The following is a 25,732-nucleotide window of genomic DNA, read 5'->3' as shown; positions in this document are numbered from 1 at the left end:
TCCCCCCGACACCCATCACGTTACGAACCCTTGAGGACAGTTACGGTCCTAGAAGGGGAAGCGGCTGCGGCCGTGCTGGATCGAGATCCACTTCTGGGTGGTGAACGCCTCGATCATCGCGTCGCCGTTCAGCCGGCCGATGCCCGAGTGCTTCTCGCCGCCGAACGGCACGATCGGCTCGTCGTGCACGGTGCCGTCGTTGATGTGGATCATGCCGGTGTGGATGCGCTTGGCGATCCGTACGCCCCGCTCGATGTCACCGGTGTGGACGGCGCCACTCAGGCCGTACGGGGTGTCGTTGGCGATCCGTACCGCCTCCTCCTCGCCGTCGAAGGGGATCACGAGGGCCACCGGGCCGAAGATCTCCTGGCTGAGGACGGGCGCGTCGGCCGGGAGGCCGCCCAGGACGGACGGGGAGACGACGTTGCCGTCCGCCGAGCCGTGCAGCAGCGCCGTCGCGCCGGCCGCCACGGCCTGCTCGACGACGGCCGAGACCGACTCCGCCTGCTGGGAGTTGATGAGCGGGCCGATGTGGGTGGCGGGGTCGGCCGGGTCGCCGACGCGCAGGGTCTTCACCTTCGCGACGAACTTCTCGGTGAACTCCTCCTCCACCGTACGGTCCACCAGGATCCGGTTGGCGGCCATGCAGACCTGGCCCTGGTGCACGAAGCGGCTGAAGACGGCCGCGTCCACGGCGTAGTCGACGTCGGCGTCGTCGAGGACGATCAGCGCGCTGTTGCCGCCGAGTTCGAGGACGGCGTGCTTGAAGTTCTGCGCGCAGACGGTGGCGACGTGGCGGCCGACCTTGTCGGAGCCGGTGAAGGAGATGACCTTCGGGACCGGGTGCGTCAGCAGCGCGTCGCCTATCTCGGCGATGTCGGTGACGACGACGTTCAGCAGACCGGCCGGCAGGCCCGCGTCCTCCAGGACCTTCGCGACGAGCGTGCCGCCGCAGATCGGCGTGTTCTGGTGCGGCTTGAGCACGACCGCGTTGCCGAGCGCGAGCGCGGGCGCGACGGACTTGAGGGAGAGGAGGAAGGGGAAGTTGAAGGGGGAGATGACGCCGACGACACCGACCGGGAGGCGGTAGACGCGGTTCTCCTTGCCGTCGACGGGCGAGGGCAGGATGCTGCCCTCGGGGCGCAGGGCCAGGTGGATCGCCTCGCGCAGGAACTCCTTGGCGAGGTGCAGCTCGAAGGCCGCCTTCAGGCGCGTACCGCCGAGCTCGGCGACGATCGTGTCGGCGATCTCCTGCTCGCGCTCCTCGACGATCCGCAGGGCGCGCTCGAAGACGAGCCGGCGGGTGTACGGGTTGGTCTCGGCCCACGCGTGCTGGGCGCGCTCGGCGGCCCGGTAGGCGCGGTCGACCTCGTCGGCGGTGGCGACGGTGATCGAGGCGAGCTTCTCACCCGTGTACGGGTTGAAGTCGATGATGTCCCACGAGCCGCTGCCCGGCTTCCACTCGCCGTCTATGTGCTGGTGGGCCAGGTCGGTGAAGTAGGACATGAGGCGAGACCCCTTAACCCGCGGTGGCGGACGCTGTGGCGACTGTGACGGCCGGGACGGCTGCACTTGCTGATGTCACGTCATCGTACTTACGTCCTACGTGAGTTGAAGGAGTCCCCGGAGAAGATCACGGCTTTCGGCCGGATCGGGGCTCTCCTCGGCCAGCCGCTCCATCACGCGCGCGTACTGGGCGACCTCCTCGCGCTTGTCGAGGTACAGCGCGCTGGTCAGCTGCTCCAGATAGACGACGTCGGAGAGGTCGGACTCCGGGAAGCTCAGCATGGTGAACGCACCGCTCTCGCCCGCGTGTCCGCCGTAGCTGAAGGGCATCACCTGGAGCGTGATGTGCGGATGCTCGGAGATCTCGATCAGATGCCTCAACTGGCCCTGCATCACGGCCCGGTCGCCGTACGGGCGGCGCAGGGCCGCCTCATCGAGGACGGCGTGGAAGTGCGGGGCGCGCTCGGAGACGAGGACCTTCTGCCGCTCCAGGCGGAGCGCGACGCGGCGGTCGATCTCGGCGCGCGGGGCGTCGGGCATGCCCCGGGTGACGACGGCGTGCGCGTACGACTCGGTCTGCAACAGGCCGTGCACGAACTGGACTTCGTAGATCCGGATGAGGGAGGCGGCGCCCTCGAGACCGATGTACGTCTGGAACCAGCCGGGCAGCACGTCGCCGAAGCTGTGCCACCAGCCCGCCACGTTGGCCTCGCGGGCGAGCCCGAGCAGCGAGCCGCGCTCGGACTCGTCGCTGACCCCGTAGAGCGTGAGCAGGTCCTCGACGTCCCTTGCCTTGAAGCTCACCCTGCCCAACTCCATACGGCTGATCTTGGATTCGGACGCGCGGATCGAGTAGCCGGCCGCCTCGCGGGTGATGCCGCGCGATTCGCGCAACCGCCTCAGCTGCGAACCCAGCAGGATGCGCCGCACGACGCTTCCGCTCGCTCCGCTCGATTCGACTGCGGTCACGGCTCCAGCCTCTCCTTCGCGGTCTCGGGCCCCCGGATTCTGCCACTAAACGCTTCAGCCCGTACACATTCGATTACGGAAAGACGGCAACTTCAGGGCGACTTCCTGATCAAGGCGAAAGTAGTGCGCAGAAGATATGCACAAAATCGGCACGGGGGTGGACAGGTCCGGCGCGTGCACGTGCATCTGCCCTTGCATCCAGTGGTCGCATTCGGAACGATGGACCCCGCGCAACCGCACCACATCCGCGATTCGCCGCGATTCCCGGGAGTGCCTCGCATGGGGACGAATGGATCGACCATGCTCGAGCCGTTACGGCAGGGGCTTCCGCCGATCGATCCCGCCGCCGTCTCCAACTCCGCCTCCTGCGCCCTGCCTCCCGCATACGAAGCGGTGCGCGGCGCACGGAAGTTCACCCGGGCCACGCTCGCGCAGTGGGATCTCACCGAACGCTTCGACGACGTCGCCCTCGTCGTCTCCGAACTCGTCACCAACGCCCTGCGCCACGCGCTCCCGTCGGAGTCCACGCCGGACGAAGGCCGGAACAGTCCCCCGGTCCGGCTGCACCTGATGCGCTGGACGAGCCGCCTGGTCTGCGCGGTGCGCGACCCGAGCCACAAGAGCCCGGAGACGCGCGAGGGCGACGAGGACTTCGCGGCCGAGTCGGGACGCGGGCTGTTCCTGGTCGACTCCTTCAGCGACAGCTGGGGGTGGCACCCGCTGGCGGGGACGCTCCAGGGCAAGGTGGTCTGGGCGTTGTTCCGGATAGGGCCGGAGTGACGCGCGTATACGCCGGAGTGACCCACGCGTGCGGCGGCGTGACGCGCGTATATGCCGGAGCGACCCACGCGTGCAGCGGCGTGGCACGCGTATACGTCTCCGAGCGATGAGGAAGGGCCCCGGCGGGATGCCGGGGCCCTTTCCTTACGTATGAGAACGTCTGCGCATCGCCTGCGCACCTCAGACCAGGTGGTCGAACTCCCCGTCCTTGACGCCGAGGAGCATCGCCTCTATCTCGGCGGGCGTGTAGACCAGCGCCGGCCCGTCGGGGTGGCGCGAGTTGCGCACGGCGACGTTGCCGCCCGGCAGCTTGGCGAACTCCACACAGGAACCCTGGGAGTTGCTGTGCCGGCTCTTCTGCCACACGACACCCTGGAGCTCCGTGGCCGCCATGCCGTTGTACGCGTGATGCGCATGATGCACCGGTAGCTCCCCGAGATGATTGATGCAGGTGTCAACTTCCTCGGATCATAGCTGTGTTCATATGCCAATGCATGAGCAGATGCACGTGCACGAGGGGTGGCGTAGCGACTACGCGACTGCGCGCGACCCCGCGCCGCGCCGTGTGGGTCCGCACGCGGTCGGCGCGTGGGGCGGCACGTGCTCTCAGCGAGCTACCGACGAGTACGGCAAGAGTGCCATCTCCCGCGCGTTCTTGACGGCCCGGGCGATCTGCCGCTGCTGCTGCGCGCTCACCCGTGTCACCCTACGGCTTCGGATCTTGCCCCGGTCGGAAATGAATTTCCGCAGCAGGTCGGTGTCCTTGTAGTCGACATAGGAGACGCCGTCACGGTCCAAGGGGTTCGGTCGCGGCTTGACGTTTTTACGGAGGGACTTGGGGGGCTTGGGCGGCTTGGGGGACACGGGGGTCAGACCTCCAGGAGGGAGTCGAAGGCGGGCGGCAGCAGCTTCCAGGCGTCGCGCCCGGCGGCGTACTCGGCATCGGTGAGCAGGCAGGAGTCGAGGACCTCGGCGAGTCCCTCGCGGTCCAGGCCGGGCGAGGTGAAGACCAGGTGCTGGCAGCGGTCGCCGTGCTCGGGGTCCCAGTCCAGGGCGGCGGCGGCCCGGCGGACGGGCGGGACCATCTCCCAGGCGGCGTCGGGCAGGGAGGCCAGCCAGGGGCCGACGCTCTCGACGCAGAGCGCGCCGCCGGCCGCGTCCCAGTGGAGCAGGACGTCGGGCTTGTCGGCGAGCCAGAACCGGCCGCGGCTGCGGGCGGCGGCGCAGGTCAGGTCCTCCAGGGCCGCGTACAGCCGCTCGGGGTGGAACGGCCGGGTGTGGTGCCAGACGAAGGTGGCCACCCCGCTGTCGTCGGCCTCCTGGGGCAGCAGCGCGCAGGCCGGGTGCTGGGCGGCCGCGGCGGCCTCGACGTCGAAGCCCGCGAGGGCGGCCGCGGCCAGCTCCGTACCGGACTCGACGGGGATCTGCCGGGCGGTGGGGTGGAGTTGGGCGAGGAGCGCGCGGTCCTCGTCGTCCGCGTCGGGGCTGTCGACGACGGCCAGGACGGGCGCGTACTCGAGCTGGCGCGCCCAGGTGTCGGCGACGGTCCGCTGGTCGGTGGCGGCGGCCGCGAGTCCGGCTTCGGCGAGGTCGTCGCCGTTGCCGAGGTAGGGCAGGACCAGGGCCGGGTCGACGGCGGTGACCACGGAGGTGAGCCGGAGCCCGGCCGCGACCACGACCTCGGCCATCGCCTTGGGCTCGACGGAGTCCCAGAGCTCGACGACCGCGAGGCGGGTGAGCCCGGAGTCGGCGAGCCGCCGGAGCTCGGGGACGAGGTCCTCGCGCAGGGCGCAGCAGGCGCAGTCGTTGACCAGCGGGGTCTCGCCGGTGGACAGGACCCCGGTGGCGTCGCGAACCGTACGGGCGACGGTCCCCGTCTCGGGGGCCGTCGCGAGGTCGTGGTGGAGCGCGACGCTGCCGGGGACGGTGGCGAGGAGCCGGTCCACGGCGGCGCGGCGGGCGTCGGAGTGGAGTCCGCCGACGAGGGCGACGGAGAGGGGGCCGTCCGGGGACGGCGGTGGGGTCGGGGGCGTCGGAGGGGTCGGGGGCGTCGGAGGGGTCGGGGGCGTCGGGGGCATCAGCGTGCCTCGCGCCGTCCGTACCGCTGCTCGAAGCGCTCCACGCGGCCGGCGGTGTCGAGGACGCGGGCGGTGCCGGTGTAGAAGGGGTGGCTCGCGGAGGAGATCTCGACGTCGACGACGGGGTAGGTGTTGCCGTCCTCCCACACGACCGTCTTATCGCTCGTCAGCGTGGAGCGGGTGAGGAAGGCGAAGTCACCGGCCTTGTCGCGGAAGACGATCGGGCCGTACGGGGGGTGGATGTCGTGCTGCACGGGTGCTCAGCGCTCCTCTCGGAAGTCGACGTGACGGCCGGCGACGGGGTCGTACTTGCGCAGGACGAGTCGGTCGGGGTTGTTGCGGCGGTTCTTGCGGGTGACGTAGGTGAAACCGGTGCCGGCGGTGGACCGGAGTTTGATGATCGGGCGGAGTTCGTTGCGGGCCATGATGTGTAGAGTAAATGAAAATGGTTCCCATTTCCAACGTTCTCCCGAGAGGTAGGTCACCCTTGTCCGCCCACTGCCAGCTGACCGGCGCCCAGCCCGGCTTCGGCAACCGCATCTCGCACTCCCACCGCCGCACGTCGCGGCGGTTCGACCCGAACATCCAGAACAAGCGCTACTGGCTGCCCGGCGAGGGCCGGTACGTCCGGCTGACGCTGAGCGCCCGCGCGATCAAGACCGTCGACACGATCGGGATCGAGGCCGCGGTGGCCCGGATCCGCGCGCGGGGAGTGCGGGTCTGATGGCGAAGAAGAGCAAGATCGCGCGCAATGAGCGCCGGAAGGGCGTCGTGGAGCGGTACGCCGAACGGCGGGCCGAACTGAAGGAGACCATCCGGCGCCCGTCCACGCCGGAGGCCGAACGCGAGGCCGCGCTACGGGAGTTGCGACGCCAGCCCCGCGACGCGAGCGCCACGCGGGTCCGCAACCGGGACGCGGTGGACGGGAGGCCGCGGGGGCACCTGCGGAAGTTCGGGATCTCACGGGTACGGCTGCGGGAGCAGGCGCACGCGGGGTTCTTGCCGGGGGTGCGTAAGGCGTCCTGGTAGGGGGCCCGGGGGGGGCGGATCGCGGGCGGGGGCGGCGGGGCTTCGTGGCTGGTGGGAGTGGGGCTTCGTGGCTGGTGGGGAGGGGCCGGCGCCCGGTGCGGGCTTCGTGGCTGGTGGGGAGGGTCCGGCGCCCGGTGCGGGCTTCGTGGCTGGTGGGGAGGTCCGGCGCCCGGTGCGGGCTTCGTGTCAGGTGCGGGGCGTGAGGGCGGCCGCCAGGTCGTCCAAGGCGTCCAGAAGTAGACCCGCGCCCTTGCGCAGCAGCGGGTCCTCCATCAACGGCCCGCAGCTCGCGACCGTCTCGCGGAGCTCGTCCCACTCCGGCACCCTGCGCTCCCGTACCGCCTTCCCGCCCCGTTCCGTCGCGTGGCGCAGCGCCTCCGCGAGGGTCGCCGCCGCGGGGACGGGCGGGGCGCCGCGCTCCGGCAGGTGCGCCTCCATCAGCATCGCGACCCTGCCGAACTGGGCGAGCGCGTGCCCCGCGTCGTCCGCCGCCGCACGTGACAGGCCGCGGTGGCGCACCGGTTCGTGGGTCGCCCGGTCCAGCGCCTCCTGCCAGGCGATCCGGGCGGCCCGGGTGTCGAGCAACGCCTCGCGCACGTCGGCGCAGACCGGGCCGGCCGGGTTGGCGTAGTGGGCGACGACGGAGGCGGCGTAACGGCCGTCGGACACCAGCCAGTCGGCGAGGCGGCCGCGCAGCCGAGGCGTCTCCCAGGCCGGATAGACGGCGTACGCGAGCATCGCGAGGACTCCGCCGAGGAGGGTCAGGACGACCCGTTCGTACACGGTCTGGGTCCAGGCCGAACCGCCCATGCCGAGCAGGAAAACGACGTACGCGGCGACGCACACCTGGCTCGCGGCGTACCCCGTGCGCATCAGCAGGTACATCCCGAAGGCGCAGGCCACGGCGAGCGCGGCGGAGGCGTACACGCCGGGGTCCGCCGTCCGGACGACGGCGGTGGCGAGGGCGACGCCGACGAGGGTGCCGCCGAAGCGGGCGACGGAACGGGAGTACGTCTGCGAGAAGTCGGGGCGCATGACCATCACGGAGGCCATCGGGGCCCAGTAGCCGTGGCCGAGGGGGAGGGCGGAGCCGAGGACGTAGCCGACGGCGGTGACGGCGGTGACGCGGACGGCGTGCCGGAAGACCGGGGAGTCGGGGCGGAGTTCGGCGCGCATGCGGGCGACGACGACGGGGGCGAGGCGGAGGAGGGTGGGGCGGGCGCGGGTGGTGCCGGTGGGGGTGGGGCCGGTGGGGGTGGTGCCGGTGGGGGTGGGGCCGGTGGGGGTGGGGCCGGTGTGGGTGGTGCCGGTGGGGGTGGGGCCGGTGGGGGTGGGGCCGGTGGGGGTGGGGCCGGTGGGGGTGGGGCCGGTGGGGGCGTCGGGTGCGGTTTCGGTGCGGGGTTCGGCGGTTTCGACGACGTCGTCGAGGAGGGCGGCGAGGCGGACGGCGGCGCGGCGGGGTGGGCCGCTGAGGATGGCGCCGGTGTCGGGGGTACGGAGGGCGGCGACGGCTCCTGGCGGGAGGTCGACGGGCTCGCCGAGCCGGATCGCGTGGGCGGCGGCGTCGAGGACGGCGGCCGCGGCGGCGAGGAGTTCGCGGACGCGGTCGCGTTGCGGGCCCTCGGCGGAGGCGCCGACGGCGGGGTCGGCGAGGGAGGCGAGGACGGGGCGGATCCGCTCGGCGAGGCCCCGGGCGCCGTGGAGTTCGGCGGGGCGGCGGCGGGCCTGGCGGGGGGTGACGGCGGCGGCGCTGCGGGCGGTCATGAGGGGGACGGGGTCGAAGGCGGCGGTGGGGTCGTGGCGCAGGCGCCGGGCGTAGTCCGCCTCTGCGGCGAGGGCGTCGGCGAGGGCGTCGCGCTGGGCGCCCCAACGGCGTACGGGGAGGAGGACGACCAGGGCGGCCTGGACGAGTCCGCCGACGGCGATCATCGCGGCGTGGCCTGCGGCGGCTGCGACGGAGGTGGGGAGGGTGACGGTGACCAGCATCATCGCGACGTTGGAGGAGGCGATGATGCCGATGGTCGGGCCTGCGGCCCAAGCGAGGCCGGACAGGAACGTCCAGACGGCGAGCAGGACGAGGAAGGGGCCGGGGTGGGGGCCGGCGCCGGTGACGTAGCCGAGGAAGGTGGAGACGGCGAGGCTGGCGCCGGAGGCGAGGGCGAGGGTGGGGCGGGGACGCCAGGAGCGCTGGAAGGTGGCGATGGCGGCCTGGAAGGCGCCGAACGCGGAGCTGACGGCGGCTCCCGGGCCGAAGAGCGCGAGCGTCGCGCCGACGACGAGGGCGAGGCCGAGGGCTGCGCGGGCGGCGACGAGCGGTTCGAGACGGCGCCGCTCGACGGTGAGCCCGGAACGGGCGGTCGCTTTCAGGGCCCGCGGCCAGCTCATGCCCCGAGCGTATCCGCGTAGCGGTACGAACGGGGCATTTCGCCCCCACCCCGCCCCTTCCCGAAACCCTGCCGGGGGCGGGTGGGGGGGTGGGGGTCCGGGGGTTGGTGCCCCCGGGACCCCGGGCGGGGGGCGCGGGGGCGCGGGGGCTTCGCGCCGCGAAGGTGTGGGGGGCGGGGCGGGTGACCCCGGGTCCCTGGCGGGCGGGGGCGCGGGGGCTTCGCGCCGCGAGGGAGTGGGGAGGCGGGGCTGTCGGGTCGGGGGGCACCCTGCCCCCGTAAGCGCCAGGGGCTGTCCGGCGGATCAGGGCCGGATAGGACGCGGCGTCTGGTGCGGTGCATCGCAAGGCGCCGGAGCGTCCTGATAGCGGAGCTGTTCGGGCGTTTCGGCAACGCGGCGAGGTGCCGTGCCAGACGCCGTGGCCCCGGCCCTGATCCGCCGGACAGCCCCTAGCGGTCAGGCAGTTCGGATCGGTGGGGGTGGAGGCCGGCGGCGTTGGCGGCGGTTGTGCCGTGGGTCCAGCCTGCTTCGTCCCACATCGCGCGGACGCGTGTCGTGCGGGTTTCCGGGAACATCTCGTCCGCGCGGGACGTCACCGCCACCTCGCGGGACGCCAGGGCCGGCAGGAGCGTCGGGGTCTCGGCGGCCACGCGGCGGGTCGTCGTCGCCAGGCGGGCGCCCAGGCGGTTCGCGTACGCGAGGAGGAAGGACTGGCGGAAGGACTTCGTTCGCTTCCTGCCGCCCGCCCGCTGCTGAGCCTCCGCCCGCGTCATCGCCGCCGTCCCCTGCACCAGGAGCGAGGTGTACAGCAGCTCCACCGGATCCAGGTCCGCCTCGAAGCCGACCACCGTCGAGAAGCCGTACGGCTCGTTCCACACCGCCCGGCAGTGGTTCGCCGACGCCACCGCGTCCAGCAGGATCGCCTTCGCCTGCTCGTACGGCGGCTCCACCCCGATCCGCATCGCCCCCGGCACGTCCCCCGAGGGCGTCCGCGCCGCCAGCGCCGCCTCGTCCAGGCTGTGCCGGGCCATGAGCTCCTGGGCCTTGGCCGTCAGCGCCTCCGCCTCCTCCGGGTACCCCGTCGCCTCCGCCTTCGCCAGCAGCGCCCGTACCCGCGTCAGCATCCGCGGCTCCCCCGCCGCCGGCGCCGGAAGCGCGTCGCCCGGCACCGGGCCCACCGGTTCCAGGGACGGCAGCCTGACCAGCAGTCGGTACAGCTCCAACGCCGTCGTCGCCGACGAGAAGCGGTCCGCGCGGGTGGGCGCCGTGTCCAGGTCCGCAAGCTGGGCCGACCAGCGGTGGGGCAGGTGGGCGTAGCCCGCCGTCTCCGCCGCGATCAGGGCGCCCGCGAGCCGTACGTGCTCCTCCGCCAGCTCCCGCCGCACCAGCCGTACGAGATCCGCCGGCTGCCAGCCCCGCTCCCACGCCCGCCGTACGAACTCCTCGCCCCTGCGCGCCAGTTCCGCGTCCGCCGACCGGTCCGCCGCGAGCAGCGACGCCGCCGTGTCCAGGGGCGCTTCCTCGTCCGTGTACAGGGCCGTCTCCAGGGCCCTCTCCACCGTCGTACCCGTACTCACCGCTGCTTCGCGTCCCATTCCTCGCGCGCCCGGCCGATCACCGCGCGGTGGTCGAGCGACCAGTCGATCAGCTGCTTGATCAGGTGCGTCATGCTGTGCCCCGTCTCCGTCAGCTCGTACTCCACCTGCGGCGGCGTCGTCGGGTACACGGTCCGCGTCACCAGCCCGTCCCGCTCCAGGCGCCGCAGCGTGAGCGTCAGCATCCGCTGCGAGATCCCGGTGACGAGCCGCTGCAGCTCCCTGAACCGCCGTGCCCCCGCCGCCAGTTCGACCACCACGTGCACGGTCCACTTGTCGCCGAGCCGGTCCTGCACATCCCGTACCCCGCACTCCTCCGCACAGCTCACCAGCGGGTCCGTGGTTACGTCTGCGGTTACGTCGGCGGTTACGTCGGCGGTTACGTCGGTCGTCACGTCGGTGGTTACCTCGGTGTGCCCCTCGTACATGAATGTGCCTCCTTACAAGATCCGCGCACTGCCTCCAGGATGGTCCTCACCGGCCAGAACCACGAAACCAGGGGGAACAATGCTGCTCGTCACCGGTGTCTCCGGCAGTCTCGGCTCGCTCGTCGCGCAGCGCCTCGCCGGGCGGGAGGACCGCGCGGACGACGTGGTCCTCGGCACCCGCGCCGGGCTGCCCGGCACCCGGCTCGTCGACTTCGACGCGCCCGCCACCCTGCCGGAGGCATTCGCCGGGGTGGACACCCTGCTGCTGATCTCCGCCGGGTACGGCGAGGACGACGTCGTGATCGCCCGGCACGAGGCCGCGATATCCGCCGCCGAGGCGGCCGGGGTCGGCCACATCGTCTACACCAGTCTCTCCGGCGACGGCGACCACCTCACGTACTCCCTCGCCCACCGCTGGACCGAGCGGCGGCTGCGGCGGTCGAGCGTGGACTGGACGGTGCTGCGCAACGGGCTGTACGCCGAGTTCCTCACCTGGATCGCGACCCCGGACGCCGACAACCGCATCACCGGCCCCCTCGGCGAGGGCCGGCTCGCCGCCGTGGCCCGCGAGGACCTCGCCGAGATCGCGGTCCGCGTCGCCACGGCCCCGGCCGCGCACGCCGGCCGCACGTACGAACTCGTCGGCGAACGGCCCCTCGGCGGCGCCGACCTGGCGCGTGCGCTCGGCGCCGCGTACGCGCCCGGCTCCCTCGCCGACGCGCGCGCCGCGATCGCCGCCTCCGGCGCCGAGGCGTTCCAGGTCCCGATGCTCACGGGCACGTACTCGGCGATCGCGCACGGCTTCATGGACGGTACGGAGGTCAAGAGCGATCTCCGGGAGCTGCTCGGGCGGGAGCCGCTGGACGCGCTGGAGGTGTTCGTGGCGGCGGTGGAGGCGGCAGCCGTACCTCGGGGGTAGGGCCAGGCATACCCCTGGGACGCCCTCCAGCGGTCGTGATCGGGGGACGCCGAAACGGTTCGCTTGAGGCATGACCTCAACGACCCTCCCCGCGCCCCCCGTACCCCACTCCGACACCGCCGTACGGCTCGTCGGCCTCCGGCGCCACCACCGCGACGTCCGCGCCCTGGACGGCGTCGACCTGGACTTCCGTACCGGGACCTTCACCGCCGTCATGGGGCCCTCCGGCTCCGGCAAGTCCACGCTCCTGCAGTGCGCGGCGGGCCTCGACCGGCCCACGGGCGGGACCGTCGAGGTCGGCGGCGTCGCCCTGGAAGGGCTGAGCGAGCGGCGGCTGACGCTGCTGCGGCGGGACCGGATCGGCTTCGTCTTCCAGTCCTTCAACCTGCTGCCCTCACTGACGGCCGCCCAGAACGTGGCCCTGCCGCTGCGGCTCGCGGGGCGGCGGGTGTCGCGGGGCGAGGTGCGGGCTGCGCTGGAACGGGTCGGGCTCGGCGGGCGGGAGAAACACCGGCCCGGGGAACTGTCCGGCGGACAGCAGCAACGGGCCGCCATCGCACGGGCGTTGATCACCCGTCCGGCCGTCCTCTTCGGGGACGAGCCGACCGGAGCCCTGGACTCCACCACCAGCCGCGAGGTCCTGACGATGCTCCGGGAGCTGGTCGACCGCGACGGCCAGACGATCGTCATGGTCACGCACGACCCGGTGGCGGCGGCGCGCGCGGACCGCGTGGTCTTCCTCGTCGACGGCCGGGTGGCGGGGGAGCTGTACGGGCCCACGGTGGAGGGGGTCGCGGCGCGGATGGCGGGGTTGGAGACGGGGTCCGGGGTGGGGTCCGTTACCGGGGTGGGGACCGGGTCCGGGGCGGGGAACGGGTCCGGGGTGGAGACCGGGTCCGGGGCGGGGAACGGGTCCGGGGCGGAGACCGGGTCCGGAGTGGGGAACGGGTCCGGGGCGGGGACCGGGTCCGGAGTGGAGACCGGTACCGCAGTGGACACCGGGCCGGTCGACGGCGGCCTCAAGGGTTCTTCCGGCGTGGAGGTCCTCCCGTGCTGATCGTCGTTCTCTCCGGGCTGCGTGCCCGTCGGGCCGCCTTCGTCGGTAGTTTCGTCGCCCTCGCCCTCGGCGTCGGGCTCCTCACCACCATGGGTCTCGGTCTCGCCTCCACCTTCGACGCTCCCGAGCGCGCCCCGCAGCGGTTCGCGGGTGCGCCTGTGGTCGTGAAGGGGCGGGACGCGGTCACCGTCGGCGTACGGCGGGGTCCTGGCACGGCCACCGTCTCGCAGAAGCTCGACCGTCCACAGCCTGTGGACATCGAACTCCTTGCCGAGCTGACGGCCCGTTGGACCGTCACCACCGTAGGCGGTCCCGACGCCGTCGGCGTCCACGGACCCGCTGCCGAGGTCCGTACGCTCGTCGGGGACCGGGCGCAGGTGCTCACCGGGGACGAGCGGCGGCGCGCCGACCCCGAACCGGAGCGGGACGCCGAGGCGCTCGTCGCCGTCAACGCCCTCCTCGGCACCGCAGGGGGCGTCACCACCTTCGTGTCGGTCTTCGTCGTCGCGTCCACGTTCGCGTTCGCGGTCGCACTGCGGCGGCGCGAGTTCGGGCTGCTGCGGACGGCGGGCGCGACGCCCGGTCAGGTGCGGCGGATGCTGCTCGCGGAGGCCGCCGCGGTCGGGGTGCTCGCCTCGGCGGCCGGGTGCGCGCTGGGCGGGTGGGCGGCGCCGTGGCTGGCGCGGGTGCTCGTGGAGGGGGGTCTCGCGCCCGAGTGGTTCGCGATCGGCGGGGCCGCCTGGCCCTTCCACGTCGCCTTCTGGACGGGCGTGACCGTGGCCCTCGCCGGGGCCTTCGCCGCCTCGCGGCGGGCGGGGCGGGTCGGTCCTGCGGCGGCGCTGCGGGAGGCGGACGTCGACGCGGACGTGCTGCCGCTCGGCCGGGCGCTGCTCGGCGCGGGGCTGCTGGTGACGGGCGCGGGGCTGCTGGTGTGGACGTGTGTCACCGAGCCGTCGGAGCTGCTGAAGCGGAAGACGTACACGACGCTGCCGATGCTTCTGATCACCGGCGTCGCGCTGCTCGCTCCGCTGCTTGTGCGGCCGGTGGTGCGGGCGCTGCGGCTGCCGGGGGCGACGGGGATGCTCGTACGGGAGAACAGCGCGGCGGCCGTCCGCCGTACCGCCGCCGTCGCCGCGCCGGTCCTCGTGACGGTCGCGCTGGCCGGCTCGCTGCTCGGGTCGGCGGCGACGGTCACCGGCACGAAGGCGGCGGAGGCGCGGGAGCAGACGCGTGCGGAGTGGGTGGTGACGGGCGAGGACCTACGGCCGGTGCCGGGTACGTCGGCGACGGGCGCCACCTCGGTCTTCGTACGGGACGGGGCGGAGGCGCTGGTGAAGTACGGGGCGCGGGCGGTGTCGGACCCGGCGGCGTTCGCGGAGCTGGCGCGGCTGCCGGTGGTGGCGGGGGACGTGGCCGACCTGGACGACGGGTCGATCGTCGTGAACGAGGAGTTCGAGCGGCGGTCGGTCGGTGACGTGGTGCAGGTGTGGCGCGCGGACGGGAGCGGTCCTGTGGGGCTGCGGGTGGTGGCGGTCCTGGCCCTCGGGACGGGCGACAACGGACCGTACGTGACGCGGGCGAACGCGCCGGGGTCGGTCGTGGACCGGATCGACGCGCGGGGCGTGGACGCCGAGACGCCGGCGGGCGCGGGCGGGACGGTACGGGGCGTGGGCGCCGAGACGCCGACGGCCGCGGCCGCTGGCGCTGGCGGGACCGTACGGGACATGGACCGCGAGGCGCTCGCGGCGGCCGGCGGGACCGTACGGAGCGTGGACGACTGGGCGGCCGCCACGCACCCGGCGTCCAGCCCGGAGACGCGGCTCGGCCTGCTCCTGGTCCTCGGTATCGCGCTCGTCTACACGGTGATCGCGCTCGCCAACACGCTGCTGATGGCGACGTCGGTACGGGGCGGGGAACTGGCCGCGCTCCGCCTGGCCGGTGCCACCCGCGCCCAGATCCTGCGGGTCGTGACGGGCGAGTCCGCGCTCGCGGTGGCGATCGGCGCGACGCTGGGCCTGGCGGTGACAGCGGTCTGCCTGGCCGTCCAGGGCACCGCCCTGGCGACCCTCTCGGCCCCGGTCGCCCTCTCCCTCCCCTGGCCCACCCTGACCGCGACGACGACCACCTGCGCCCTGGTCGCCGCGACCGCCTCGGCCCTCCCCGCGTGGCGCGCGACGCGCTGAGCGGCGAAGGTGGGTGAACGGGGCGGTGACCGGGGTCGGAGCCGGGTCACCGCCCCGTCTTCGTCATGGCGACCGTCGAGACCGGGGCGAAGGCCGGGGCGAAAGCCGGGGCTTGGCCGCGAACCCGGGCCCGCGCATGCCCCCTCACGGCAGCAGGAGCAGTTTGCCTCGGGGGCTGCCCGATTCGCTGAGTGCTTGGGCTCGGGCCGCCTCCTTCAAGGGGAGGGTTTCCGCGACGCGGATCGTCAGGGTGCCTTGGGCGGCTTGGGTCGTCTGGGTGGTGAGGGTGGCGCGGACCTCCTCCGGGGGCGCCATGACGCCCGAGAAGACGATGCCGTGGGCCTCCGCGTCCGTTGCGGCGATCGTGACGATGCGGGCCTTCTCGCCCGCCATCAGTTCGATGGAGACCGGCAGCGTGTCGTGGCCCGCCGCGTCGAAGACCGCGTCGATGCCGTCGGGGGCCGCCGCGCGGACCCGGGTCGCCAGGCCCTCGCCGTACGTCACCGGGATCGCGCCCAGTGACCTCAGGTACGCGTGGTTCGGCTCCGACGCCGTGCCGATCACCGTCACCCCCGCCGCCACCGCCAGCTGCACCGCAACCGAGCCGACCACCCCCGCCGCGCCGTGCAGCAGCAGGGTCTCGCCCTGCTTCACGCCCAACAGGGCCAGGACCCGCGCCGCCGTCTCGCCCGCCACGGGGAGGCTCGCGGCCTGCTCCCAGGAGAGAGCCGCCGGCTTCGGGACGTACAGCTCCGACAGCGCGTACTCGGCGTAGGCGCCGGTCTTCGTCCACCCGAGGACCTCGTCGCCGACCGCGACCCCGGTGACCCCCGGCCCCAGCGCGTCCACCGTGCCGGCGAACTCCAGGCCCGGCACCGCCGGGAACGTCGTCGGGTAGAACCGCTCCACCCAGCCGTAACGGCGCTTGTGGTCCACGGGGTTGACGCCCACCACCGCCACCTTCACCCGCACCTCGCCCGCGCCGGGCTCCGGCACCGCCACCCCCGTCTCGTGGCGCAGGACCTCCGGGCCGCCGAACTCCTCGTACACGATCGCTTCCATCTCGGCCTCCACAGACCCTCGTTCGTTGTCCGACTTCATGGCGTCAGACTGTCGGTCCTTCACCTCCTCTCCCGCCCTCCCAATGGGGAGTCCCCGCTGGTCGAAAGGACAGGTCGGCTCCCTCAATCCCTCACTACGCTGGCCCCTATGGACGCGCACACGCTCAACTCCGCGTACGAGATCGTCCGGCAGCCGCTCGGCCAGATCCTGCCCCGGCTCTCGGCCGTCCTCGGCCCGCTGATCCCCCACCGGGCGGCCGCCGAACTCGCCACCCACTGCGCCCACTCGCCCTACAAGAGCGTCGGCGAGTCCGCCGTCCCCAGCGCCGCCGAGCTCACCCCGCTGCTCGCCTCCGGCACCCCCGGCAGCCCCTGGCAGGGCACCGCGGTCGTCCACGGCGAGGAGCGCGAGGTCGTCGCCGTCACCAGCGACGCGACCGCGCGGCGTTCCGTCCTCGTCCTCGTACGGGAGGACGGCACCGCGCCCGTGCCCGACGAGGTCCTCGCCGTCGCGCAGGCCCTCTGGGACCTGGTGACCAGTCACTTCGACCGGTTCGCGGTCGAGGCGATGCCCGGTGCCCTGGCCCGTTCGCGGGCCGCCGCCGACACCCGGGCCCGCGTGATCGCCGAGCTCACGACGGCTCACTCCTCCGCGCTCTCCGGGATCCTCGGGGTGCTCCGCAGCCGCGCCCTCGACGACACGTCCGCCCGGACCACCGCCACCGACCTCGCCGTCAACGCGCTGATCCAGATGCGGTCCGAGTCGAAGCGGGACCGCTCGCTCGCCGGGGAACCGGCCCACGAGGCCTTCGAGCGGCTCGCGGACGGACTGCGGACGATGCTCCGGCACAGCCCCGTACGGCTCGAACTCGGCCCCCCTGCCACCCCCCGCACCCTGGCGGCGGACGTGGCCCACGGCGCCCGGGCCATCGTCCGCGCGCTGCTGCTCGTCGTCCTGGAACAGGAGTCCGTGGGCCGGGTCCACATCAGCTGGCAGGTCACCGAGCACGAGCTGCGGGCCACCCTGCGGGACGACGGGCCGGGCACCCTCGCCGACTGCGACATGGGCGCCGGCAGCATCATCGACCGCCTCGAGGTCCTCGGCGGGCGCCTGGAGATCGACGCCGTCCCCGGCTGGGGTACGACGATCACGGCAACCCTCCCGCTGGCCACCCCCGACGCCCCGGTCGCCGCCGTCGACCCGCTCACCGGCCTCGGCGGACGGGAGCTGGAGGTCCTCACCCACCTCGCCCTCGGCCACCGCAACCGGCAGATCGCCGCCGCGCTGCACATCAGCGAGTCCACCGTGAAGTTCCACGTCGCCAACATCCTGACCAAGCTCGGGGTGGCGTCGCGGGGGGAGGCCGCCGCGCTCTTCCACAGAGCGGCGTAACCGGGCGCTGTCAGTGGTGGGTGCCAGACTCGCACCCATGAGCGAGAGGTGGGCGCTGGCCGCCGAGGCGGAGGGGGACGGAGCACGGCTCGTCCCCCTCGGCCCCGACGCGCTGCCCGCCGGACCCGTCCTGCGCGAGCCGGACCTCGTCGAGGCCGTCCGCTCCCGGCCCGACGTCGCCCGCTGGGTGTGGCGGTCCACCGCCGAGGTCCACCCCCGGCTGCTCGCCGCCGGGGTTCGCGTCGAGCGGTGTTACGACATCGAGGTCGCCGAAGGGCTGCTGCTCGGCCACGAGGGGCGGCTCGGGGAGCCCCGGTCCGCGGCCGCCGCCCTCGCGCGCCTGCGGAACGCTCCCGTACCGCCCGATCCGCCCCAGCGGGCCGCCGAGCCCGGCTCGCAGGACTCCCTCTTCGAGGCCAGACCCAGCGCCGCGGCCGTCTCCTTCGAGGACCTCCTCGCCGTCTACGCGGAGCAGCACGCCCGCCACGACCGGACCGAGCACCCGGGGCGGATGCGGCTGCTCACCGCCGCCGAGTCCGCGGGCATGCTCGTCGCGGCCGAGATGCACCGGGCCGGGCTGCCCTGGCGTGCCGACGTGCACCGCGAGCTCCTGCACGAGCTGCTCGGCGAGCGGTACGCGGGCGGGGGCGAGCCCCGGCGCCTCGCCGAGCTCGCCGACGAGGTCTCCGCCGCCTTCGGCCGCCGCGTCCGCCCCGACCTGCCCGCCGACGTCGTCAAGGCCTTCGCCCAGGCCGGGATCCGGTTGCGGTCCACCCGCCGCTGGGAGCTTGAGGAGATCGACCACCCCGCTGTCGCGCCCCTCGTCGCGTACAAGAAGCTGTACCGGATCTGGACCGCGCACGGCTGGTCCTGGCTCCAGGACTGGGTGCGCGACGGCCGCTTCCGGCCCGAATACCTGCCCGGGGGCACCGTCAGCGGCCGCTGGACCACCAACGGCGGCGGCGCCCTGCAGATCCCCAAGGTCATCCGGCGGGCCGTGGTCGCCGACGACGGCTGGCGGCTCGTGGTCGCCGACGCCGACCAGATGGAGCCCCGGGTCCTCGCCGCGATCTCCCGCGACCCCGGCCTGATGGAGGTCGCCGGGCACCCCGACGACCTGTACCGCCGGCTGTCGGACCGGGCGTTCTCCGGCGACCGCGACCACGCCAAGATCGCCCTGCTCGGCGCGATCTACGGGCAGACCAGCGGCGACGGCCTGAAGAACCTGGCCGCGCTGCGCCGCCGCTTCCCGCGCGCGGTGGCCTACGTCGACGACGCGGCGAAGGCCGGCGAGGACGGCCTGCTCGTCCGGACCTGGCTCGGCAGGACCAGCCCGAGAGCCGTCGGCGCGGCCGAGGCCGAGGAGGCGGGCATCCCCCAGGAGGGCGGGGGCGGCGAGTCCGAACCAGGCGGCGGGGAGGGCGAGTTCACCCCGGGGTACGCCTCCGGCAACGCCCGGGCGCGCGGCCGGTTCACCCGTAACTTCGTCGTCCAGGGCAGCGCGGCCGACTGGGCGCTGCTGATGCTCGCCGCGTTGCGCCGCGCCACGGCGGGGATGCGGGCCGAGCTGGTCTTCTTCCAGCACGACGAGGTGATCGTGCACTGTCCGGCGGAGGAGGCGGAGGCGGTGACGGAGGCGATCCGCGCGGCCGGGGACGAGGCGGGCCGCATCGCCTTCGGCCACACGCCGGTGCGGTTCCCGTTCACGACGGCGACGGTGGAGCGGTACGCCGACGCGAAGTGACGCGGCCCTCGCCGCCCCGTTCGGGAGCACGCACGGGCCCCGTTCGGGAGCACGCACGGGCCCTGTTCGGGAGCACGCGCCGCCCCGTTCAGGAGCACGCCCGCCCCCTTCCGGGGCACGCGCGGGCCGCGTTCAGGGGCGCGCCTGGCGGCAGGCCCTGCAGGTCGGTCGGCGGGGGCGTGGCTGTGGGGCGGGGCCGTCCCGTACGGCCCCGCCACCCCTGCCTGCCCCGCCCCCTTGGGCTACTTCGCCTCGAACTTCGACCACCTCAGGCTGAGCGCGATCGTCTTGAGCTGGTCCTTCGTCAGCGCGGGCTTCGTGCGCGTCGCGGCGTCGTGCTGGGCGCCCGTGTTGTACGCGGAGATCACGACCCGGAAGCCCGACGGCGTCAGGGTGTCGGCCGTCCAGGCCAGCACGCCCGCGCCGCCCTTCTCACCGGGCTCCTCGGTCACCATCACCAGGCGCCCGTCGGGCAGCTTCGTCCCACCGGCGATGAGCCGGTCGGCGACATCCTCCATGTGGTTCTGCACGTTGATCTGGACGAGGCTCTTGCCCTTGCCGTCGTTCACGACGACGTACGCGAACTCGTCCTGCCCGCCGCCGGAGACCACCGACAGGCCCTCGGGCAGCAGCGAGCGCAGGGTCGCCCGGACGTCCGCGCCGTCCACCACCGGCGGTGCGGTGGGCTTCGTCCCCGGAGGCACCGGCAGCCGTTCGAGCAGCGGCCGCCAGCCGGAGGCCGTGACCAGCGTCTTCAGCTGTGCGGGGCTGAAGGGCGGGTCGGTGCGGGTGACGGAGGAGTCCTTCGCGCCGGGCGCGTTGGACTCGCTCGCGTCGACCAGGAACCCGTCCTTCGTGAGCAGGACCGCCCGCCAGGTCTTCGTGTCCGTGCGCCGGTCCGGGTACTCGTACCCCTGCAGGACCATCAGCCGGTCGCCGTTCGGCAGCTTGTCGCTGGTGCAGGCGTCGTGCGGCACGTACGCCTGGTCGGGGCACGTCACCTGGCCCGCGCCGGCCTCCTCGCTCTTCCCCGCCCGGTAGAGGCCGACGGTGACGCCCGCCGCGCCCTTGCCGTCGTCGTAGACGCCGGCGACGGACAGGGCGCCGCTGTCGCTGATGGTCCAGGTGCCGGCCGGGGTGTTCGCCTTGAGGACGGACGCCGCGTCCCCCTCGGTCCCGCCCTCCCCCTTCGGCGCGGCGACGGAGGAGCCCTCGGTCTCCTTGCCCGAACCCTTGCCCGAACCCAGCAGGTCACCGGCGTACACCCCGCCGACGCCCACCACGGCGAAGGCCGCCACCCCGCTGATCACCGCGGTCGCCCGGCGGCGCTTCACCCGGCGCCTGCCGCGGGTCAGGCCGCCGGCCACCAGCTCGCGGCCGTCCTCGGTGGCGAAACCGTCGCCGGTACGGCGCAGGGCCTCACCGAGCTCGTCCTCGAAACCGTCGTGTCCCTCGTTCAGAGGCATGCCGAATCACCGTCTCCGGTCCATGAGTGAAAGAAGAAAAGGAAGCTTGCGAATTGCCTGAAGCGCCTGGAACGCCTGGTCAGCGGCGGGCGAAGTCGACGATGCTGCCGCCGAGCCGCTCCCGGAGCTTGGCGAGCGCCCGGGAGGAGCGGGTGCGGACCGCCGCCGAGCTCACATGGAGCACGTCGGCCGTCTCCTCGACGCTGCGGTCCTCCCAGTACCGCAGCACCACCACCGCCCGGTCCTTGGGCGCGAGCGCCGCCAGCGCGTCGAGCAGGGCGATCCGCAGCGTCAGGTCGATGCCGCCCTCCGGGGCCCGGTCGGGCAGCTCGCCCAGTGGCCGCTCGGTCGCCGAGCGTCGCCGCCGGTGGCTGAGGAACGTACGGACCAGGACGGTCTGCGCGTACCCGGCCGGGTTGCCGATCCGGTGGACGCGCCCCCACAGCGCGTACATCCGGCCCAGCGTCTCCTGCACCAGGTCCTCGGCGAGATGGGTGTCCCCGCTGGTCAGCAGGCATGCCGACCGGTACAGATGGCCCGTCCTGGCGGCTGCGAACTCCAGGAACTCGTCCGCGCGGGACTGTCTCATGTCCCTCCCCTCCGTCGCGGTGACCGCCCTACACCTCCATGACGCGACGGGCCCCGGGAAATGTTTCACATGAGATGTGTTCGTGGTTCGTGCGAGGTTCCTACGAGTTCGAAGGCTCCCGAATGTCCTAGATTGCTCAGATTGGGTATCTCTGGAACATGAACGGTTTTCTCGTGGATTCCGCAGGGGTCACGACGGCGGCCGGTGTCTGGCAGTCCGGACTGGCCCAGGTTCTCGGCGGCCTCGTCGTGGTCGCCGTACTGATCGGTGCGTTCTGGCTGGGGATGAGGATCCGGGACAAGGAGTCCCCGACGCCCGACCCCGATGAGCAGCCGCACCGGCCCGAGGGCGGCCTGCCGGGCGAGACGTCCGAGTACCGCAGGCCGGAGGAGATGCCCCGCACCGACGGCGAGCACCGCCTCATGCCGTACGAGCTGAAGCACGGTGGCGGCACGGAGACCTCGCCCGACCCGCCGAGCGAGGAGAAGCGCAAGTGGGGCGGGATCTCCAGCGGCGGCTTCGGCAGCGGCGGGACGGGTCACGGCGACTGACACGGCTACGGATGAGGCAGAGGCAGAGGCGCACAGGTGGTCGATCACGCGGTGGGTCATGACGGTCGCGCATCGTCCTTGATCGGGGAGCAGGAGTCCCGGTCACGGGCGATCGCGTACCGGCTGCTGGGTTCCTCCGCCGAGGCGGACCTGGCCGTACGGGAAGCGACCACGGACGTCGATGTCGCGCGGGTCTGTCTGGGCATGCTGCGGGCGCGTGAGGCGCTGCGCCGCGACCCCTGGGACCCGTGGGCCGCGGACGAGCCCCGCGAGTTCGCCGCCCTGGAGACGCTGACACCCGCCGAGCGGGTGGCGTTCGTCCTTCACGACATGTTCGCGGTGCCGATCGACCGGATCGCGCCGGTCGTGGACCGCACCCCTGCGGCCACCCGGCAGCTGGTGAGCCGGGCGGCCACCCGCGTACGGGGTACGGAGGAGATGCCCGAGCCGGACCTGCCGCGCCAGCAGGAGGTCGTGGCCGCGCTGCACGCCGCCGCGCGCGACGGGGACTCCGACGCGGTGCGCGCGCTCCTCGACCCGGACGTGCTGCTGCGCGGCGACGCGGACGCGGCACGGGCCGGGGCGACGACCGCCCACGGGGCGCAGGCGGTCTCGGAACGGCTCGCCGACCGGGCGCGGACGGCCCGCCCGGCGCTCATCGACGGCGCGGCGGGCCTTGTGGGCACGGTGGCGGGTGCGACGGTGGTGACGGCCTTCACGGTGATCGACGGGCGCGTGACGGCGGTCGACGTCCTGATGGACCCGGAGCATCTCGGCCGTCTGGACGTGCAGGTGCTGGGCGACTGAGGCCCCGAGCCCGGCCCGATCACCCCTCCTCCCGTACAGGCCCGGTCGACCCTCCCGTACGGGCCCGCTCACCCTTCCCGTACGGGACGGCGTTCCTCCGCCGGTCGTACGGTGACGGGTTCGGTCGCCTCCGCCGGGAGCGTGCGCCGGGCCGTTACCGGCGAGAGGAACACCGGCAGGAACGCGGTGGCGAGCAGCGCGCCGCCCACCCACAGGGTGACGTGGACGCCGACCAGCTCGCCGAGGAGACCGGAGACGGCGGCGCCGACCGCCAGGGCCCCGGTCAGCAGGAAACGGAAGGTCGCGTTCATACGGCCGAGCAGCCCGTCCGGGGTCATCCGCTGGCGCAGGCTGACGCCGAGGACGTTGTCCATCCCGGTCTTGAACATCGCGAGCAGCCACCCCACACCCGCGATCCACAGCCACGGGCCGTGCCCGACGAGCGGGACGAGGAGGCCGGCGGGGGCGAGGACGAGACCGGCGAGGCCCAGGGTGCGGCCGTAGCCGAGGCGGGCCGCCACGGCGCGGGCGCAGCGGGCGCCGAGCAGCAGGCCGAGGCCGCCGGCGGCCCAGTAGACGCCGAGGACACCGGCAGAGAGCCCGAGTTCGCGGATGAAGAGCACCGGCATCATCGTGTTGAGGATCTGCGAGCCGAGGTTGGTGAGCGAGGCGGACAGGGCGAGCGCCCGCAACTCCCTGTTCCCGAGGACGTGCCGTACGCCCGCGCCGATCTGCGCGCGCAACGGCTCCCGCGCCCGCCGACCGGGCGCGGCGGGCGCAGCCGCCTCCTCCTTCAGCCACAACAGCCGTACGGCGGAGGCCAGATGGCTCACCGCCGTGCCCGCCACCGCGAGCGGGGCGGTGAGCAGCTGGACCAGGCCGCCGCCCGCGCCGCGCCCGGCCACGTTCGTGACGGCCATCAGGCTCACCATGGCCGCGTTGGCCTGGACGAGTCCGTCGCGGCCGACGAACCGGGGCAGGATGCTCTGGCCCGTGACGTCGTAGAAGACGGTCGCGCAGCCACTGAGGAGGACGACGGCGTAGAGCTGGCCGAGGGTGAGGGCGTCGCACCACCAGGCGACGGGCACGGAGGCGAAGAGCAGTCCGCGGGCCGTGTCCGCCGCGATCAGCACGCGGCGCTGCGGCAGCCGGTCCACCCAGGCGCCGGCGGGGAGGCCGATGAGCAGGAAGGCGAGCGTGGAGAGGGTGGCGAGCGCCCCGACCTCGCCGGGGCTCGCGTCCAGCGCCTCGACGGCGATCAGCGGAACGGCGACGTATCCGACGTTCGTGCCGAGCTGGCTCAGGACGGCCGCGGAGAAGAGCGTACGGAAGTCGGCCACGCGCCAGGGTGAGCCGGATCGCGCCGATCGCACAGGTGAAGCGGGTGGAGCGGGTGGAGCGGGCGGAGCCGGTGAAGAAGGTTGAGCGGGTGGAGCCGGTTGAGCTGGCGAAGCCGGTGGAGCTGGCGAAGCCGGTGGAGCTGGCGAAGCCGGTGGAGCTGGCGAAGCCGGTGGAGCTGGCGAAGCCGGTGGAGCTGGCGAAGCCGGTGGATCAGGGGGATCGGACGGGGCGGCCTGGTCGGAGCGCATGTCTGCGAACCTGCCCCACCCCGACGCGACAGCACAAGCGAATAGTTCTACAACGACAGTTCAGCAGTACTGAACTGTCGTCCCTCCCACCGCGCCGGTACGCCCATCCGGTGACCCGAGCCCCCCTGTGGCGATGAGTTGCCCCCGTCCGGGCAGTCTCCCCTTCGACAGCCTCAGGAGGAGACCCGTGGATCAGCTGCTCAGAGTCATGAACTTCAACGTCTCGCGCGACGGATTCGGCGCCGGTGAGAACCAGAGCCTCGAAAGGCCCTTCGGTCACGCCGATCCCGGGACCATGTTCGCCTGGGCCGGCGCCACCGCGAGCTGGCCGAACCGCACGGACCCCGGGGGGACCCGGGGTCTCGACGACTACTTCACCCGCGACTTCGCGAACAACATCGGCGCGGAGATCATGGGCCGGAACAAGTTCGGGCCGCAGCGCGGGCCCTGGCAGGACCTGGACTGGCAGGGATGGTGGGGCGACGAACCGCCGTTCCACACCCCGGTGTTCGTGATGACCCACCATCTGCGTCCGTCCTTCACGCTCTCCGACACCACGTTCCACTTCGTGGACGCCGACCCGGCCGCGGTCCTCGCGCGGGCCCGGGACGCGGCGGAGGGCAAGGACGTCCGGCTCGGCGGCGGCGCCGCCACGATCCGGGAGTTCCTCGACGCCGACCTCGTGGACACCCTGCACGTGGCGGTCTCGGACAGCGTGGAGCTCGGGTCGGGCTCACGGCTCTGGGAGTCGCCGGACGAGCTCCTCGACCGGTTCCACCTGGAGGTCGTGCCCAGCCCCAGCGGCGTCAGGCACCACCTGTTCTGGCGCAAGTGAGCCCTGGGCCTCAGCCGAGGTGGCTCCCCGCGCGGTCGGCGATGTGCGCCGGAGGTTCGACGCCCGCCGGAAGCACGGGGTCCGGGATCGGGGTACCGAAGGTCGTGACGACCGGGAGGACCCCGGCCCACAGGCCCAGTTCCGCGTCCGGGCCTTCGCCGTCGTCCGGCGGGCCCGAGGCGATCTTCACCGACGCCTCGGTGAGGTCGAGCGCGAGCAGCGAGGTGGCCGCCAGCTCCTTCCGGCTGGGCTGCCGGGCGTACTCCCACTGGCCCGGCGCGCTCTGCTCGGTGAGCGCCCGAAGGCCGCGCAGCTTCTCCTCCGGGTCGGTCACCTCGCGCGGAACGCCGTAGATCATCGCGCACCGGTAGTTGACGCCGTGCTCGAAGACGGACCGGGCGAGGACGAGCCCGTCGACGTGCGTCACGGTCACACAGACGGTGGCGTCGGGCGCCTGGACCAGGCTGCGGCTGGCGACCGATCCGTGGAGGTAGAGGCGGTCGCCCTCCGTTCCGTAGACGGTGGGCACCACCATCGGGGTGCCGTCGACGGTGACGCCGAGGTGGCAGAGGAAACCGGCGGCGAGCACCGCCTCCAGATCGGCGCGCAGGTGACTGCCCTTGTGGCGCATCCTGCGGAGGCGGGTGCGCTCGGTGGGGGCGAGTTCGTCCGGTGCGGCGGGTATCTGTCCGGAGGCGGTGCTCATGGTGTCCTCTTCGTAGCTCAACATGGCAGAACGTGACGTGATCGTGCAGGCACGCGTCCCGG

At 73.4% G+C, this 25,732-nt stretch carries 26 protein-coding genes and 1 pseudogene; 12 read left to right on the top strand and 15 right to left on the bottom strand.

Translation table 11 applies throughout. The annotated features are described in order from the left end of the window. Window positions 1–48: 48 nt before the first annotated feature. The gene (locus ACGFYP_RS10435; protein WP_393488819.1) at window positions 49–1,506 is read right to left on the bottom strand and encodes an aldehyde dehydrogenase family protein; all 1,458 of its coding nucleotides are present in this window, start codon (window positions 1,504–1,506) and stop codon (window positions 49–51) included. 96 nt (window positions 1,507–1,602) lie between these two features. Continuing rightward, on the bottom strand, window positions 1,603–2,475 hold the full coding sequence (locus ACGFYP_RS10430; protein ID WP_361956486.1) for a helix-turn-helix transcriptional regulator: 873 nt from the start codon (window positions 2,473–2,475) through the stop codon (window positions 1,603–1,605). Between the two features lie 279 nt (window positions 2,476–2,754). Between ACGFYP_RS10430 and ACGFYP_RS10425 the strand changes: the two genes are divergently transcribed. Further along, window positions 2,755–3,255 carry an ATP-binding protein gene (locus tag ACGFYP_RS10425; protein ID WP_393488812.1) on the top strand — a complete coding sequence of 167 codons (501 nt, stop codon included), beginning with the start codon at window positions 2,755–2,757 and terminating at the stop codon, window positions 3,253–3,255. 180 nt (window positions 3,256–3,435) lie between these two features. On the opposite strand, the gene ACGFYP_RS10420 is transcribed toward ACGFYP_RS10425, so the two are convergent. The 5 genes from ACGFYP_RS10420 to rpmG all read right to left on the bottom strand — a co-directional run bounded on the left by ACGFYP_RS10420 (window position 3,436) and on the right by rpmG (window position 5,758). Next, complete coding sequence (locus tag ACGFYP_RS10420; protein WP_362015863.1) at window positions 3,436–3,648, bottom strand: DUF397 domain-containing protein; 213 nt, start codon at window positions 3,646–3,648, stop codon at window positions 3,436–3,438. Window positions 3,649–3,861: 213 nt separating this feature from the next. After that, window positions 3,862–4,119, bottom strand: a complete 258-nt coding sequence (gene rpsR / locus ACGFYP_RS10415; RefSeq protein WP_393488809.1) for a 30S ribosomal protein S18 — start codon at window positions 4,117–4,119, stop codon at window positions 3,862–3,864. A gap of 5 nt (window positions 4,120–4,124) precedes the next feature. Next, window positions 4,125–5,333 (bottom strand): CobW family GTP-binding protein, encoded by a 1,209-nt coding sequence (locus ACGFYP_RS10410; protein ID WP_393488805.1) that lies wholly within the window; start codon window positions 5,331–5,333, stop codon window positions 4,125–4,127. Next, a complete protein-coding gene (locus ACGFYP_RS10405) occupies window positions 5,333–5,587 on the bottom strand; it encodes a type B 50S ribosomal protein L31 (protein WP_393488801.1) in 255 nt (84 codons plus the stop codon). Before ACGFYP_RS10405 ends, ACGFYP_RS10410 begins: the two co-directional genes overlap by 1 nt. A gap of 6 nt (window positions 5,588–5,593) precedes the next feature. Next, on the bottom strand, window positions 5,594–5,758 hold the full coding sequence (gene rpmG / locus ACGFYP_RS10400) for a 50S ribosomal protein L33 (RefSeq protein WP_361956501.1): 165 nt from the start codon (window positions 5,756–5,758) through the stop codon (window positions 5,594–5,596). 62 nt (window positions 5,759–5,820) lie between these two features. On the opposite strand from rpmG, the gene rpmB reads away from it, so the two are divergent. After that, window positions 5,821–6,057, top strand: a complete 237-nt coding sequence (gene rpmB, locus ACGFYP_RS10395; RefSeq protein WP_361956504.1) for a 50S ribosomal protein L28 — start codon at window positions 5,821–5,823, stop codon at window positions 6,055–6,057. Further along, entirely contained in the window at window positions 6,057–6,362 is a 306-nt protein-coding gene (rpsN, locus tag ACGFYP_RS10390; protein WP_361956507.1) for a 30S ribosomal protein S14, read from the top strand. Before rpmB ends, rpsN begins: the two co-directional genes overlap by 1 nt. Window positions 6,363–6,548: 186 nt before the next feature. Here rpsN and ACGFYP_RS10385 read toward each other — a convergent pair whose 3' ends face one another. From ACGFYP_RS10385 to ACGFYP_RS10375, 3 genes are all read right to left on the bottom strand, one after another. Continuing rightward, on the bottom strand, window positions 6,549–8,747 hold the full coding sequence (locus ACGFYP_RS10385) for an FUSC family protein (RefSeq protein ID WP_393488798.1): 2,199 nt from the start codon (window positions 8,745–8,747) through the stop codon (window positions 6,549–6,551). A gap of 449 nt (window positions 8,748–9,196) precedes the next feature. Continuing rightward, complete coding sequence (locus tag ACGFYP_RS10380) at window positions 9,197–10,342, bottom strand: DUF2786 domain-containing protein (protein ID WP_393488796.1); 1,146 nt, start codon at window positions 10,340–10,342, stop codon at window positions 9,197–9,199. Continuing rightward, window positions 10,321–10,770, bottom strand: a complete 450-nt coding sequence (locus ACGFYP_RS10375) for a winged helix-turn-helix transcriptional regulator (protein WP_393488794.1) — start codon at window positions 10,768–10,770, stop codon at window positions 10,321–10,323. Before ACGFYP_RS10375 ends, ACGFYP_RS10380 begins: the two co-directional genes overlap by 22 nt. 79 nt (window positions 10,771–10,849) lie before the next feature. Here ACGFYP_RS10375 and ACGFYP_RS10370 point away from each other — a divergent pair, with 79 nt between their 5' ends. The 3 genes and pseudogenes from ACGFYP_RS10370 to ACGFYP_RS10360 all read left to right on the top strand — a co-directional run bounded on the left by ACGFYP_RS10370 (window position 10,850) and on the right by ACGFYP_RS10360 (window position 14,929). Continuing rightward, a complete protein-coding gene (locus ACGFYP_RS10370; RefSeq protein ID WP_393488792.1) occupies window positions 10,850–11,689 on the top strand; it encodes an NAD(P)H-binding protein in 840 nt (279 codons plus the stop codon). A 70-nt stretch (window positions 11,690–11,759) separates the two neighbouring features. Continuing rightward, window positions 11,760–12,596 (top strand): annotated as a pseudogene (locus tag ACGFYP_RS10365) (ABC transporter ATP-binding protein); the annotation flags it as partial. Window positions 12,597–12,739: 143 nt separating this feature from the next. Then, window positions 12,740–14,929, top strand: a complete 2,190-nt coding sequence (locus ACGFYP_RS10360) for an FtsX-like permease family protein (protein WP_393488790.1) — start codon at window positions 12,740–12,742, stop codon at window positions 14,927–14,929. A gap of 144 nt (window positions 14,930–15,073) precedes the next feature. Here ACGFYP_RS10360 and ACGFYP_RS10355 read toward each other — a convergent pair whose 3' ends face one another. Next, window positions 15,074–15,991, bottom strand: a complete 918-nt coding sequence (locus ACGFYP_RS10355; RefSeq protein ID WP_393488788.1) for an NADP-dependent oxidoreductase — start codon at window positions 15,989–15,991, stop codon at window positions 15,074–15,076. A gap of 147 nt (window positions 15,992–16,138) precedes the next feature. Between ACGFYP_RS10355 and ACGFYP_RS10350 the strand changes: the two genes are divergently transcribed. Both ACGFYP_RS10350 and ACGFYP_RS10345 read left to right on the top strand, forming a co-directional pair. Beyond that, the gene (locus tag ACGFYP_RS10350; RefSeq protein ID WP_393488786.1) at window positions 16,139–17,383 is read left to right on the top strand and encodes a hybrid sensor histidine kinase/response regulator transcription factor; all 1,245 of its coding nucleotides are present in this window, start codon (window positions 16,139–16,141) and stop codon (window positions 17,381–17,383) included. A gap of 37 nt (window positions 17,384–17,420) precedes the next feature. Next, entirely contained in the window at window positions 17,421–19,127 is a 1,707-nt protein-coding gene (locus ACGFYP_RS10345) for a bifunctional 3'-5' exonuclease/DNA polymerase (protein ID WP_393488784.1), read from the top strand. 242 nt (window positions 19,128–19,369) lie between these two features. On the opposite strand, the gene ACGFYP_RS10340 is transcribed toward ACGFYP_RS10345, so the two are convergent. Continuing rightward, entirely contained in the window at window positions 19,370–20,593 is a 1,224-nt protein-coding gene (locus tag ACGFYP_RS10340; protein ID WP_393488782.1) for a hypothetical protein, read from the bottom strand. Between the two features lie 79 nt (window positions 20,594–20,672). After that, a complete protein-coding gene (locus tag ACGFYP_RS10335; protein ID WP_393488779.1) occupies window positions 20,673–21,182 on the bottom strand; it encodes a SigE family RNA polymerase sigma factor in 510 nt (169 codons plus the stop codon). A 158-nt stretch (window positions 21,183–21,340) separates the two neighbouring features. On the opposite strand from ACGFYP_RS10335, the gene ACGFYP_RS10330 reads away from it, so the two are divergent. Beyond that, entirely contained in the window at window positions 21,341–21,733 is a 393-nt protein-coding gene (locus ACGFYP_RS10330; RefSeq protein ID WP_393488776.1) for a DUF6479 family protein, read from the top strand. Between the two features lie 78 nt (window positions 21,734–21,811). Continuing rightward, a complete protein-coding gene (locus ACGFYP_RS10325) occupies window positions 21,812–22,540 on the top strand; it encodes an RNA polymerase subunit sigma-70 (RefSeq protein WP_393488773.1) in 729 nt (242 codons plus the stop codon). A gap of 68 nt (window positions 22,541–22,608) precedes the next feature. Here the strand turns inward: ACGFYP_RS10325 and ACGFYP_RS10320 are convergent, their stop codons facing one another. Continuing rightward, a complete protein-coding gene (locus ACGFYP_RS10320; protein WP_393488771.1) occupies window positions 22,609–23,880 on the bottom strand; it encodes an MFS transporter in 1,272 nt (423 codons plus the stop codon). A gap of 8 nt (window positions 23,881–23,888) precedes the next feature. On the opposite strand from ACGFYP_RS10320, the gene ACGFYP_RS10315 reads away from it, so the two are divergent. Both ACGFYP_RS10315 and ACGFYP_RS10310 read left to right on the top strand, forming a co-directional pair. Continuing rightward, entirely contained in the window at window positions 23,889–24,266 is a 378-nt protein-coding gene (locus ACGFYP_RS10315; protein WP_393488768.1) for a hypothetical protein, read from the top strand. A 50-nt stretch (window positions 24,267–24,316) separates the two neighbouring features. Continuing rightward, the gene (locus ACGFYP_RS10310) at window positions 24,317–24,964 is read left to right on the top strand and encodes a dihydrofolate reductase family protein (protein ID WP_393488766.1); all 648 of its coding nucleotides are present in this window, start codon (window positions 24,317–24,319) and stop codon (window positions 24,962–24,964) included. 10 nt (window positions 24,965–24,974) lie between these two features. Here the strand turns inward: ACGFYP_RS10310 and ACGFYP_RS10305 are convergent, their stop codons facing one another. After that, entirely contained in the window at window positions 24,975–25,670 is a 696-nt protein-coding gene (locus ACGFYP_RS10305; protein WP_393488763.1) for a pyridoxamine 5'-phosphate oxidase family protein, read from the bottom strand. Window positions 25,671–25,732: the final 62 nt, after the last annotated feature.

The sequence above is a fragment of the Streptomyces sp. NPDC048370 genome (assembly GCF_043200825.1).
Classification (GTDB): domain Bacteria; phylum Actinomycetota; class Actinomycetes; order Streptomycetales; family Streptomycetaceae; genus Streptomyces.
Note: the sequence above shows the minus strand (reverse complement) of the source record. Positions and strands in the feature narration are given on the sequence as shown.